We start from the raw sequence: 12568 nt of genomic DNA on the forward strand, positions 1-12568 counted from the left end.
GCATGGCCCGACGCCCCGCGCATCGACCGCCCCGGCGGAATCGATCGCGCGGCGTCGGCATTTCAGCGCGCGGGCCAGGCGCCGTGCCGTCATCCGGCCGGGGCGCAGCGGTCGCTCCGCTCGCGGCGGTGCCTTACTGTGCGGCCTCACAACACGGCCTGAGAAAACCGCATCCAGATCCGATAGCCTGTCCTCGCTTCGCGCCACCGTCAGTGCCATCGCCGTCGCCTCGTTCGCCGCCCCACCCGCCCATCTCGGCATCTACAACGCCGTGATCTGCAAGCCGCCGCGCACATCGGACCTGATTGACTCGATCTACAACATCGCGCGGGAAACCGATCCGAAGCCAGACGAGCCGATGCCGGGCGTCGCGGTCGCCCGCCTGCCGCAGCCGCTCCACCGCGACGTCTTCACATCGGCATCGGCGGCGGCGAAGTCGCCAGCCAGTTCGCGCAACGCTATAAGCTCCCTGCCGAGAAGGGCTACCTGCCGGGAGCCTCGTCCGCCGGCTATTTGCGCCAGTTGACCGCGCGCGGCCCGGAGCGGCACGCTGATTCTCGTGCCGGCCCACCTGGGCCCGGCGCTGGAGGATAAGACGCTGCTCGCGTGCGAAATGACGTCGGAGAAAGGGCATCAAGGCGCCGGAGCAGATGGAAAGGCACAGAGTCGACGCATACCGACACCTGCGTGCTCGTACTGACCGGTCCGAAAACCAATCAATGCACGGAGCGCACCAAGCATCATCGCTCGCGCCTCTATTTATCGAAAACAGAATTTATTTATATAAACTCCCAGATAAATTCTGTCGATTATTTAATCTCGCCCTTCTTCCCGAGTTGCCTCCCTCTGCTTCGCCTCCATACATATCCACGCCAACTGCCAATTGACGCAAATACAACCACAGACACAAACCAACCGGCAAAAAACAGGTTGGCGATCTGCGGGTGCGTATCGAACAGGCTGCCTCTCCCCCCAAGGATCAACACGCCGAACGAATATAACCCGCCCCAACAAAAAAGCGTGGCGATGATAGCGCCCGCAACTGCACCAACGGTGGGTTCCAATAATTTCATTTGACCGGGAAGAACAAGATTTTTCTCGACATACGAAAATCAGACCAAAACCCTGGAATCACTACATTCCAGCGAGTCCGAAGTCCAGTACCGAATCCCGTGAGTTTTTCACCGTTCCATAGATCGATGTGCCCACCGCTTGCATTCCCCTCTGCTTCTCCGTCGCGAGCCCAGTAACCGTCAAACATAATAATGCCGGTTCGCCCCTTGACTCTGTCCCTCCAGTCCTTTCCGGTCACGTTTTCCGGCTTCCCCAGACCCGCAAACGGTTGCAGCATCAACCATTCCCCGAGTTCGTTGGCGCGCGTGGCTGTCGCCTTTCCGTTCAGCAGGATTCGCCCGATGCTCGACTGACCACCGAGTGGCTTGACCAGCTTCGACGAAAAAGATTTCATTTCAATGCCAACGCGGTGAAAGGTAACGCTTATGCGAATGGCACATTGATTGGTATAGGCCGGATTGTCATAGGGATTGCCTGACGGGTAAGCATCCCAGAGTTCCTTGAACGTAACCGCCGTCAGTTGCACGCCCTTGACGGAATCCGGCGTCGCGTTCGTTCTTACGGTTGTCGGGCGGTTTGGCATGACGTCCAGTCCTTGTGCACAAGGGCGTCTTCGCCCCAATAGATCGTGTAGCTGTCAGCGGTCTCGGAATAGATACGTGGCAACAGGCCCTCGCCGTTCACGTGCCCTGCGAACGAGCGTCCGTTACTCGTTTCGATCAGATATGGGTAGTTCTGCGGTAACGTGGTGCCTATGACAGCGCGCACCTGTTCGTCGTGCCCCCCGGACATTTCAGCCGATACCGCTGTCGCCGCCCCGGTCTTCGCAACGAGTCCGGCCGGGATGCTTCCTGCCTCCGCCAGCGTCGCAACCTCTTGCGATTCGAAGGTCATCATCATGTTGCGTTCGGCATGGAAAGTCGGCTGCAGATTGCATCCACACACATTGACATCGCCGCTCAACGCCCACGGTTGACCGTTCGATCCTGTGCCTGGCCAGCGCGGACCTTTCGGCGAGATAAACCCTTCCTGCTTACAGGCCTCGCAGTAGGTCTTCATATAAAGGGTGGCGATATTCACGTTCCCCTGCGGGCCTGAACAGGTCACATCATCGAGCCCCTCGGTAATTACCGCGCTGCCACCCCGATCGCCTTTGGCGAGAAAGTAGCGAATCATTCTGCGTCACCTCGGCGAGTCACTGCCGAACGCTTCACTATCGTGAACATGCCGGCAGATACACGACCGTCACGTTCTCGACTGTCCGTCACGGTGTCGCCGTTATCCAATTCGCTACCAACGAAAGCCAGCGGTTCGAAACTGTCGACGTCCGTCAGCCCGAGGCCGCTGACGATTCGTGCAGTCGAGCCATCTGCATAGTGGACAAGATCGCCCATGATTCCGACCTTGCCGAGCCGCATGCCTACACTCCACGCGCCGGTTGCTTCGCGCAGCACGCCACCTCGCGCAGTCGTCGCTCCGCGTACCGCCAGCCGATAACGCCGCGGCGCCGGTGGCGGTACATAGCTGGAATCGAACAGTCCGTCGATGGTTTCGCCTGCGGGTACACGGATTCCCCACGAACGCTGAAGTGTTTCGACGATACGGTCGCCGTTGCTCAATCGGCTACCCACGAGCGCATAGGGCTTGTCGCGGTCGACCGCGTACTTGCCTGCGCCGTCCGTAATGACGGCCTCGCTGCCGTCTTCGTAGGTCACGATATCCCCGACACGGGCAACGACGAGCCCGATGACCGTCAATCCACTGCTGGCCCTGGTGATACGCCCTCCCCGTTCCGTGAGTGCGCCGATGGTGGCGAAAAGATGTGTCGGGACCTTCAGTTCGCTACTCATCGGTATCTCCTTTCTCGGCAGTCGAGTGACGATTTCGCCCTCAATTTGCGCAATTGAGAAAGAAAATTCCATCATACAAATTCGAATTCCTTATTATTCAAGCTAGTTTGAGTATGTTTATCCGGTAAATGAAGGACCAGCTCAAGCCCCAACCCGCTCGACTAGAATCCAGCGCTAAATTTTGCGCCTGATCGGACCCGACACTTGTGCAATCGGAACGAGGCGCGCTGCACGCCGTTCCGGGACACCCGGCGGCGTCGCTCCCGACTTTGCAGCACGCCCCGTTCGCAGCATGGCCCCGCCCCCTGTCGCTACAATAGGCGGCATGAACGCCCCCACTTCCCCCGACACGCCCGATTCCGGCGACGCGCACATCGCGCGCAACCGGCTCGAGGCGCACCTGGACGCCGCGCCGCGTGCGTGGCCGCTCGACATCGTCGCCGCCACCGGCTCGACCAATGCCGACGTCGCAACCCGGCTCAAGGCGCTGCCGCGCAGCGCGAACGCGCTACCCGCGCCGCTCGTGCGCGTCGCGTTCGAGCAGACGGCCGGGCGCGGCCGGCAGGGCCGCCCGTGGTTCGCGCAGCCCGGCAACGCGCTGCTGTGCTCGGTCGGCTGCATCGTGCCGCGCCCGGTCGACGCGCTTGGCGGCCTCAGCATCGCGATCGGCGTCGCGCTCGCCGAAGGGCTGGCCGCGCTGCCGCTCGACGCCCGCACGCGCGTCGCGCTCAAATGGCCGAACGACCTGCTGCTGACGGCCACCGACGACGGCACGCCGCACATCGTCGGCAAGCTCGCCGGGATCCTGATCGAAACCGCCTGGGCCACCGCCGACGCCACCGCCGTCGTGATCGGCTTCGGCGTCAACGTGCGCGGCGCGGAAGCCGTCGCCGCGCAGGTCGACGCGCTGCGCGCGCGCGAAGCGACGCTCGCGAGCGGGCTGCCGCCCGCCGCGCTGTCGATCGCGTGCCCGTCGGCCAACCTCACCGATACGCTCGCGGCTTCGCTGAACGCGCTCACGCCGGCGCTCGCGCAATTCGGCGCCGACGGGCTCGCGCCGTTCCTGCCGCGCTGGCACGCGTTGCACGCGTATGCGGGGCGCGAAGTCGTCCTGCTCGAACAGGGCGTCGAACGCGTGCGCGGTATCGCGACCGGCATCGACGCGACCGGCCAGTTGCTGCTCGACACGCCGGACGGCGTCCAGGCGATCGCGGCCGGCGACGTGTCGCTGCGCGAAGCGCGATGAGCGAGCCGCACCTGCTGATCGACGCCGGCAACAGCCGGATCAAGTGGGCGCTCGCGGATGCCCGGCGCACGCTCGTCGCGACCGGCGCATTCGGCCACGCGCGCGACGGCGGCGCCGATCCCGACTGGTCGGGCCTGCCGCGCCCGCTCGGCGCCTGGATCTCGAACGTCGCGGGCGCCGACGCGGCCGCCCGGCTCGATGCGCTGCTCGACGCGCGCTGGCCGGGCCTGCCCCGCACGACGATACGCGCGCGGGACGCGCAAGGCGGCGTGACGAACGGCTATACGACGCCCGAGCAGCTCGGCAGCGACCGCTGGGCGGGCCTGATCGGCGCGCGCGCGGCATTTCCCGGCGAACACCTGCTGATCGCGACGTTCGGCACCGCGACGACGCTCGAGGCGCTGCGCGCGGACGGCCGCTTCACGGGCGGGCTGATCGCGCCGGGATGGGCGTTGATGATGCGCGCGCTCGGCACGCATACCGCGCAGTTGCCGACGCTGACCACCGACATCGCGAGCGGGCTGCTCGCGGATCCGCAGGCCGAACCGTTCCAGGTCGATACGCCGCGCTCGCTGTCGGCCGGCTGCCTGTATGCGCAGGCCGGGCTGATCGAACGCGCGTGGCGCGATCTCGCCGCCGCGTGGCAGGCGCCGGTGCGGCTCGTGCTGGCCGGCGGCGCGGCGGACGACGTCGCGCGGGCGCTGACCGTCCCGCATACGCGGCACGACGCGCTGATCCTGTCGGGGCTGGCGCTGATCGCCGCGGAAGCGGCGCGGGATTGACCGGAGCCGGAACGCGCCGGCTGCGCGGTCGAGCCGGCCGTATCGGCAGACGGCCGTACACGGCTGCGTCGCGGCAGCGGTAACGAAACGCGCACCGTCGTCGCGATCCCCGCGTGGGGCCGACATGCAGCAACGGCGGCGCCTGCGTTGCCGAGCCGTTAAGCGCGGTCACGGAAACGGCGAACAGGCCGGCGCTCGCGCGGGCCCGGCCAAACGATGGAAGAATGAACGACTGAACGACTGAATGACGATGAGGAGTGTCGACGATGCTGCGCTGGCTGATCGCTGTTCTCTTTCTCGCCAACCTGCTCGCGTTCGCGGTAGCGTGCGGCGTGTTCGGGCCGCTGCCGGCGGCCGGCCCGCGTGAACCCGGCATGCTGTCGCGGCAGGTGCGACCCGAATCGCTGCGCGTGACGCCGCTGGCGCAGGCAAGCGACCAGCCCGTCATCGGCGGCCCGATCGCGCCGCCGGCCGTCGCGGCCGAGCCGCTCGCGGCGTCCGCGCCCTGACGGCGCCGGACCGCGCTCAGGACTGCTGGGTGCGCACCTTCTTCAGCAACGCCGTGGTCGAGCGGTCGTGCTCGAACGGAATCGCCAGCGCACGGCCGCCCCAGCCGCGTACCAGCGCCGATTCCGGCAACGCATCCATGTCGTAGTCGCCGCCCTTCACGAGAATGTCCGGCCGGACGGCCTCGATCAGCGACACCGGCGTCTTTTCCTCGAACTTCACGACCCAGTCGACGCTTTCCAGCGCCGCGAGCAGCGCCGCGCGATCGTCCTCGCGGTTGATCGGCCGGTCGTCGCCCTTGCCGAGCATGCGCACCGACGCGTCGCTGTTCACGCCGACGATCAGGCACGCGCCGAGCGCCTTCGCGTCGGCGAGATACGTGACGTGACCGCGGTGCAGGATGTCGAATACGCCGTTGGTGAACACGACGGGCGACGGCAGCGATGCGCGCAGCGCGACGAGGGCATCACGGGTGATCAGCTTGCGTTCGAAGGTGGCGGGCATGATGAGGGAGGACGAAATGGGCAACGGCGCGGCAGCGCCCGACGTCAGGGCACCGCACCAGATAAAAAGCCCGCCGGACCGGCCGGGCGGGCTTATTGCAACGGACTGCGCGGAACGGCGCACGCGGCGGCCGGCGCGACACGCACCGGCTGCGGCGCCTGCCGGCCTCAGGCCGGCTGCGCGGCCGACGACGGGCCGCTTTCGGCCTGCAGGCGGCCGGTGACTTCCTTGCGGTAGCGGTTCAGTTCCTGCGCGGTCGCGAACGTACGCTCGAACAGGATCGACAGGTTGTGCAGGATGCGCTCGACGACCTTCTTTTCCCACTCGCCGTCGAACCGGATCTGCTCGTCGAGCCAGCGCTCGAGCCATTCCGGATCGGGCAGGCGCGACTGCACGGTGTCGCGCGGGAACAGCGCCTGGTTCACGTGCAGGTTGGTCGGGTGCAGCGGCTTCTCGGTGCGGCGCGCCGACGCCATCAGCACGCCGATCTTCGCGAACGCCGCCCGCGCGACGTCGCCGCAGTTGTTCAGCGCCTTCTTCATGTAGCGCAGGTACGCGCCGCCGTGACGCGCCTCGTCGCGCGAGATCGTTTCGTAGATCTGCTTGATGACCGGCTCGGTGTGCCAGTCGGCCGCGCAACGGTACCAGTGGTTCAGGCGGATCTCACCGCAGAAGTGCAGCATCAGCGTCTCGAGCGGCGGCGCCGGATCGAACTCGAAGCGCACCGCGTGCAGTTCCTCTTCGGTCGGCACCATCTCCGGCTTGAAGCGGCGCAGGTATTCCATCAGTACCAGCGAGTGCTTCTGCTCCTCGAAGAACCACACGCTCATGAACGCGGAAAAATCGCTGTCGTGCTGGTTGTCGCGCAGGAACATTTCCGTCGCGGGCAGCGCCGACCATTCGGTGATCGCGTTCATCTTGATCGTCTTTGCCTGCTCGTCGGTGAGCAGCGAAGCGTCGAACTTGTCCCACGGAATGTCCTTCTCCATGTCCCAGCGGACAGCTTCGAGCGACCTGTAAAGTTCCGGATAAAGCATGGTGTTCATGATGGTCCCACCCCTGTTCTGCGCAATGCGACTTCTCTAAACGTGACTGTTGCCGCGTAGGCGCGCCGGGCGCGCTTTTTTGCAGCCAAGACTGTAATTTTACGCGTGAAACCGACCGGCCGGACGCGCATTGCTTGTCCGGCAGCCGGGCGGCCGCGCCGCCGTTGCGGCAAGCCGCAGCCGCGCTCCGCCCGAACGGAACCGACCGCGCTTGCCTGTGTGGGGGCCGGCGCTGGCCGGCTCGTTGACGAGCCCGTCCCCTGCCCCAGGCGGGTTCCCCGAAGGGTCCCGTGCGGATGCCGGATCGGCGGGCTGTTCGATATGGTATATACGGCGGCGGCCATGATAGCACGCGTGCAAGACGGTTCTGCGACACCCGCCCGGTCATGCCCCGCCAGCCCCGGTGCGGCGATCGGTCGCGGCAGACCGTCGCGAAAACGCAACCTCGCGCCATGCGCGCGCGTCAGACCCGTATTTCGCCGGCCGCGAGACCGTCCTCCGGCGGCATGCCGGCGGCCGGCACGCCGCCGCCGTCCGCCCGCGCGATCCAGCCGGCGAGCGTATCGCGCTGCGCGCGCCCGTCGCGATAGCCGAGCTCGATCAGCTCGCGCGTAAACGCCTCCTCGAACAGCAGATAGCTCGCGAACGACGCGCCGGCCGGCTGGCTGCCGCCGATCGCGCCGAGCAGCCCGCGCATCGTCGCCGGCATCTGCTTCAGATGCTTCGCGGCGATCAGCTCGATGCGCTCGGACGGCGCGATCGCGAGCACGTCGACGTGCCGCCAGCCGCTGTCCACCTCGACCTGGTGCGGCAGGTGCTCGATCATCCGGTTGATGTGCTCGATGCGTTCGATGTCCGAGCCGATCGAGTCGAGGAACACGCTCGCGAGCACCTGCTGGCCGATCTGCGCGAGCGTCGGGTAGCCGCGCACCCGGCCCGCGCCGTTCGCGGCCGGAATCTCGGGCCGCGGATCGGCCGCGCCGACGACGACGATCCGGTCCGCGCCGAAGTGGATCGCCGGCGACAGCGGCGCGATCTGCCGGATCGAGCCGTCGCCGAAGTACTCGATCTGCCCGTCGAGCACGAGCGGCACGGCCGGGAACACGAACGGAATCGCCGACGACGCGAGCAGGTGCGACGCCGACAGGTCGACGAGCCGCGCGGTGCGCTGCGCGCGGCGCCACGTCTGGATCGGCTCGGCCGCCTGGTAGAACGTGAGATGCCGCCCGCTCGAATAGCTGAGGGCGGTGATCGAGAGCGCGTGCAGCAGGCGCGCCTCGAGCATCTGCTCGATCCGGTGGAAACTCAGCTCGCGCTGCAGCAGGTGCGCCAGCGGCGTGTTGTCGAGCAGGCCGCGCGGCGAGCGGCGGGCCGCCCAGCCGAAGGTCATCGTCGCGAGCCAGCGCGCGCCGGCGGCCGCGATGCCGAGCCAGTCGGTGCGGTACACGTAGTCGGCGCGCAGCGGCTCCCAGAACTCGAGCAGACGCCGCACGCCGTGGGAAAAATCGTCCGCGTGGCTCGCGATCGACGTCGCGTTGATCGCACCTGCCGACGAGCCGCACACCACCGCGAACGGCAGCGTGTGGCGGTGCGGGTCGGCCTCGCGCGCGATCTCGGCCAGCGCCTTCAGCACGCCGACCTGGTAGGCGGCGCGCGCGCCGCCTCCCATCAGAACGAGCGCGAGCCGCATGGTCGACCTGCTAGCTGCGCCGCGTCACGTCGAGCGCTTCGGCGGACGGGTCTCGGGCGACGATGCGGCCGCCGCGCGCGCCGCGGCCGAACCGGCCGGCTTCGCGCGCTTCGCGGCGGGCTTGCGCGGCGCGGCCGCGGCCGGTGCCGGCTTGGCGGCCTGCTGCGGCGCGGCGGCCGCGTCAGGCGGCGCGTCGCCCGGCGCCGCGGGCGCGACGCCCGGCTGCGCCATCGCAAGGCTCGCGAGCTGGTTGAACTGCGACTGCAGCAGGTTCCACCAGCCGGCCGGGTCGAAGGCCTGCTGCGCGGCGTCGCCCGCCGGTGCGCCCTCCGCGGCGTCCTGCGCCGCCGGCGCATCGCCCGGCGCCGCTTTCGCCGCCTGCGCGGCCGCAACGGCTGCCTCCTCGGCCGCCGACATCGAGCTTTGCGCGAACGCGCCGAACGCGCGCAGCGTCGCGAGCGTCGCGCGCTGCACCTCGAGCGCCTGGATCGCGGACTGCAGCATCCCGAGATTGAGCTTCAGCCACTGCTCGACCGCGCGCAGATCGGTGATCCGCTTGTCGAGCTCCTCGACGCTCGTGAGCGGCGCCATCATGTCGGACATGCTCGACAGCGACGGCGGCAGCCCTTGCGTGGCGCCCGGAAACGGCGTCATCCCGCCGAACGGCGACATCCGGATCATGTCCCACATCCGGTCCATCATGTCGGCGGGCTTGAAGCCGGAAAAACCGGCGAAGGGGTTGGCGCCAGAGGCATCGGTCGTCATACGGGCATCCTGGTTGACTGGAAGGGAGCGAGGCCGCCACGGTGCGTCGCGAAAGCCGCGCGTGGTTCGATCATAGCGCTCGTCAGAACGGCGCGTCGCCGGGGAAGTCGGGCGGCCGCCGCTCGCGCAGCGAGCGGATGCCTTCCTGCACGTCGGGCCCCGCAAAACCCATGAATTCGAGCGCGAGCGACGCATCGAAGGTCGGCCCCGCCGTACGCAGCCAGTTGTTCAGCGCGTACTTGGTCCAGCGGATCGCCGACTGCGAGCCGTGCGCGAGCCGCTCGGCCACTTCATAGGCCCGGGGCAGCAGGTCGGCCGGCTCGACCGCGAGCGACACCAGGCCGATCCGCTCCGCCTCCTCGCCGCTCACCGGCTCGCACAGCAGCAGGTAGTACTTCGCCTTCGCCATCCCGCACAGCAGCGGCCATACGATCGCCGCGTGGTCTCCCGCCGCGACGCCGAGCCGCGTGTGGCCGTCGATGATGCGCGCATCCTTCGCGGCGATCGAGACGTCGGCGAGCAGCCCGGCGACGAGCCCCGCGCCGACGGCCGGACCATGCATCGCCGACACGATCGGCTTGCTGCAGTTGATGACGTTGTAGACGAGGTCGCGCGCCTCGCGCCACACGCGGGCGCGCACGTCGAAGTCGCTCGCCATGTCCTCGACGAGCGCGAGATCGCCGCCCGCCGAGAAACCCTTGCCTTCGCCGCGGATCACCGCGACGCGCGTGTCGGGATCGCGATCGACGTCGCGCCAGATCTCGGCGAGCTCGCGATGCATGCGCGCGTCCGCGGTCGCGAGGCCGCTGCGGTTCGCGCCCGCGCCGCTCATCACGATGTCGAGCACGCCGTGGTCGCGGCGCGTCACCTTCAGTGCTTCGTAACCGCCGTATGCGGCGAGATCGGCCATGTGCCGCTCCTTGCTCGAGGCTGTTGAATCGAGTGTAACCAAGCCCGCGCGGTCAAACATCAGGCGAAACCCGGCGCGCGGGCCGCAGCCGGGTGTTCACGGGCGCGCGGCGCCCCGCGCGGCTCACGCCGCGCCGTCGGGCGGCGCGACCGATTGCTCGATCGCACCGAAGATCGACTTGCCGGCCGCGTCGAACATCTCGATGCGCACGGTATCGCCGTAGCGCATGAATTCGGTCTGCGGCGCGCCTTGCTCGATCGTCTCGAGGCAGCGCTTCTCGGCGATGCAGCAGTAGCCGCGCTTCGCGTCCTTGTTCGACACCGTGCCCGAGCCGACGATCGAGCCGGCGCGCAGGTTGCGGGTCTTCGCCGCGTGCGCGACCAGCTGGCCGAAGTGGAACACCATGTCGGTGCCCGCATCGGGCTGGCCGACCTTCCGGCCGTTCCAGTGGACGATCATCGGACGGTGCACGCGGCCTTCGCGCCATTCTTCGCCGAGCTCGTCGGGCGTCACGGCGACCGGCGCGAACGCGGTGGCCGGCTTGCTCTGGAAGAAGCCGAAACCCTTGGCGAGCTCGGCCGGAATCAGGTTGCGCAGCGACACGTCGTTCACGAGCGTGACGAGCCGCACGGCCTTCAGCGCGTCGTCGGGCGTGGCGCCCATCCGCACGTCGCCGGTGATCACCGCGACTTCCGCCTCGAAATCGATGCCCCAGTCTTCGGACGCGCACACGACGTCGTCGCGCGGCCCGAGGAAATCGTCGCTGCCGCCCTGATACATCAGCGGATCGGTCCAGAACTCGGGCGGCATCTCGGCGCCGCGCGCGCGCCGCACGAGTTCGACGTGGTTCACGTAGGCGGAGCCGTCGGCCCACTGGAACGCGCGCGGCAGCGGCGCCATGCAGTTGGCCGGATCGAACGCGAACGCGTTGCGCGCGCGGCCTTGGTTCAGCGCGTCGTACAGGTCGCGCAGCTGCGGCGCGTAGAACGCCCAGTCGTCGAGGACGCGCTGCAGCGTCGGCGCGATCGCGTCGGCGATCGCCGCGGTGTGCAGGTCGCGCGACACGACGATCAGCTGGCCGTCGCGCGTGCCGTCCTTCAGCGAAGCAAGTTTCATAGGGGGAATCTGCCGTTGTAGTGACGATGGAGGGAATCTATTTTACGATGGTGAATCCCTGCGGCGCGCCGCGATCGCGCACGCCGTTTTCGCCCCGATTCCTGCCGCCTTCGCGCGCCTCGTTGCCCATGCCCGCCAGCCCGCTCCCCGACGACGATCTCGTCGATTCCGACACCGACACCGACGACGCCGTCTCCGGCGAGCACGGCGAGAAGGTCCGCTCCGGCATCCAGTCGATCGAGGTCGGCTTCCGGCTGCTCGACGTGCTGACGAGCGAGCCGCGCGCGATGATGCTGCGCGACCTCGCGCAGCGCGCGGGCATGAGCCCCGCGAAGGCGCACCGCTATCTGGTCAGCTTCTCGCGTCTCGGCGTGGTGTCGCAGGATCCGGTGTCCGGCCGCTACGAGCTCGGCGGCTTCGCGCTGCAGATGGGGCTCGCGCGGCTCGCGCGCGTCGACGGCGTGAAGCTCGCGCGGATCGCGCTGACCGAATTCCGCGACCGCCTCGACCAGACGGTCGGCATCGCGGTATGGGGCAACCAGGGGCCGACGATCGTGCACTGGATGGAATCGAGCCATCCGGCGAAGGCGTCGCTGAAGCTCGGCGACGTGATGCCGCTGCTCGGTTCCGCGACGGGGCTGCTGTTCGCCGCGTACCTGCCGCGCAGCAAGACCGCCGCGATGCTCGAGCGCGAGCTCGCCGATACGCGCCGTTCGCCGCATCACGGCGGCCCGCGCACGCTCGCCGAGATCGAAGCGGTGCTGGCCGACGTGCGCGGGCACGAGGCCGCGCGGGTCGAGGGGATGCTGCTGCCGACGATCCACGCGTTCTGCATGCCCGTGTTCGATGCGGTCGGCGAACTCGCGCTCGCGATCGTCGCGCTCGGCCAGGAAGGCTCGTTCGACATTGCCTGGGGCGGCGAGATCGATACCGCGCTGCGCGCATGCGCGCAGAAACTGTCCTACGAACTCGGCTATAGTCCCGACGCACGCGACGCCTGACGCACGCAAGCCCCCGCGACACCCGCGCCGCGAACCTGCGGCGCATCCGGCGGTCCGATAGCCGTGGCGCATGTGAC

Annotated in this window: 13 protein-coding genes; 4 read left to right on the plus strand and 9 right to left on the minus strand. The window is 68.1% G+C overall.

Annotation, left to right across the window (positions count from 1 at the left end):
• Window positions 1-1069: 1069 nt before the first annotated feature.
• The 3 genes from GQ57_RS39905 to GQ57_RS21455 are packed head-to-tail and all read right to left on the minus strand — an operon-like array spanning window position 1070 to window position 2999.
• Window positions 1070-1657, minus strand: coding sequence for a type VI secretion system amidase effector protein Tae4 (locus GQ57_RS39905; RefSeq protein ID WP_081896732.1), 588 nt, complete (start codon window positions 1655-1657; stop codon window positions 1070-1072).
• Complete coding sequence (locus GQ57_RS43815) at window positions 1633-2250, minus strand: hypothetical protein (protein WP_235215104.1); 618 nt, start codon at window positions 2248-2250, stop codon at window positions 1633-1635. The genes GQ57_RS39905 and GQ57_RS43815 overlap by 25 nt, the downstream gene beginning before the upstream one ends.
• The gene (locus GQ57_RS21455) at window positions 2247-2999 is read right to left on the minus strand and encodes a PAAR domain-containing protein (protein WP_235215105.1); all 753 of its coding nucleotides are present in this window, start codon (window positions 2997-2999) and stop codon (window positions 2247-2249) included. Before GQ57_RS21455 ends, GQ57_RS43815 begins: the two co-directional genes overlap by 4 nt.
• A 250-nt stretch (window positions 3000-3249) precedes the next feature.
• Between GQ57_RS21455 and GQ57_RS21460 the strand changes: the two genes are divergently transcribed.
• The 3 genes from GQ57_RS21460 (at window position 3250) to GQ57_RS21470 (ending at window position 5461) form a co-directional block, all read left to right on the plus strand.
• Window positions 3250-4170 carry a biotin--[acetyl-CoA-carboxylase] ligase gene (locus tag GQ57_RS21460; protein WP_031400415.1) on the plus strand — a complete coding sequence of 307 codons (921 nt, stop codon included), beginning with the start codon at window positions 3250-3252 and terminating at the stop codon, window positions 4168-4170.
• A complete protein-coding gene (locus GQ57_RS21465; protein WP_034198943.1) occupies window positions 4167-4952 on the plus strand; it encodes a type III pantothenate kinase in 786 nt (261 codons plus the stop codon). The genes GQ57_RS21460 and GQ57_RS21465 overlap by 4 nt, the downstream gene beginning before the upstream one ends.
• 266 nt (window positions 4953-5218) lie before the next feature.
• On the plus strand, window positions 5219-5461 hold the full coding sequence (locus tag GQ57_RS21470; RefSeq protein ID WP_031400413.1) for a hypothetical protein: 243 nt from the start codon (window positions 5219-5221) through the stop codon (window positions 5459-5461).
• 16 nt (window positions 5462-5477) lie between these two features.
• Here GQ57_RS21470 and rfaE2 read toward each other — a convergent pair whose 3' ends face one another.
• From rfaE2 to GQ57_RS21500, 6 genes are all read right to left on the minus strand, one after another.
• Window positions 5478-5963, minus strand: a complete 486-nt coding sequence (gene rfaE2, locus GQ57_RS21475; protein WP_034198944.1) for a D-glycero-beta-D-manno-heptose 1-phosphate adenylyltransferase — start codon at window positions 5961-5963, stop codon at window positions 5478-5480.
• Window positions 5964-6130: 167 nt separating this feature from the next.
• On the minus strand, window positions 6131-7009 hold the full coding sequence (locus GQ57_RS21480) for a ferritin (protein WP_034198945.1): 879 nt from the start codon (window positions 7007-7009) through the stop codon (window positions 6131-6133).
• Window positions 7010-7472: 463 nt separating this feature from the next.
• Complete coding sequence (locus tag GQ57_RS21485) at window positions 7473-8699, minus strand: patatin-like phospholipase family protein (RefSeq protein ID WP_031400410.1); 1227 nt, start codon at window positions 8697-8699, stop codon at window positions 7473-7475.
• A 24-nt stretch (window positions 8700-8723) separates the two neighbouring features.
• A complete protein-coding gene (locus tag GQ57_RS21490; protein WP_034198946.1) occupies window positions 8724-9464 on the minus strand; it encodes a PhaM family polyhydroxyalkanoate granule multifunctional regulatory protein in 741 nt (246 codons plus the stop codon).
• Window positions 9465-9546: 82 nt separating this feature from the next.
• Window positions 9547-10374, minus strand: coding sequence for an enoyl-CoA hydratase/isomerase family protein (locus GQ57_RS21495; protein WP_031400408.1), 828 nt, complete (start codon window positions 10372-10374; stop codon window positions 9547-9549).
• A gap of 123 nt (window positions 10375-10497) precedes the next feature.
• On the minus strand, window positions 10498-11490 hold the full coding sequence (locus GQ57_RS21500) for a fumarylacetoacetate hydrolase family protein (protein ID WP_034198947.1): 993 nt from the start codon (window positions 11488-11490) through the stop codon (window positions 10498-10500).
• Between the two features lie 128 nt (window positions 11491-11618).
• Between GQ57_RS21500 and GQ57_RS21505 the strand changes: the two genes are divergently transcribed.
• Entirely contained in the window at window positions 11619-12491 is an 873-nt protein-coding gene (locus GQ57_RS21505; RefSeq protein ID WP_034198948.1) for an IclR family transcriptional regulator, read from the plus strand.
• Window positions 12492-12568 lie beyond the last annotated feature (77 nt).

This window comes from Burkholderia sp. MSh2, assembly GCF_000731655.1.
In the GTDB taxonomy this organism is placed as follows: Bacteria; Pseudomonadota; Gammaproteobacteria; order Burkholderiales; family Burkholderiaceae; genus Burkholderia; species Burkholderia paludis.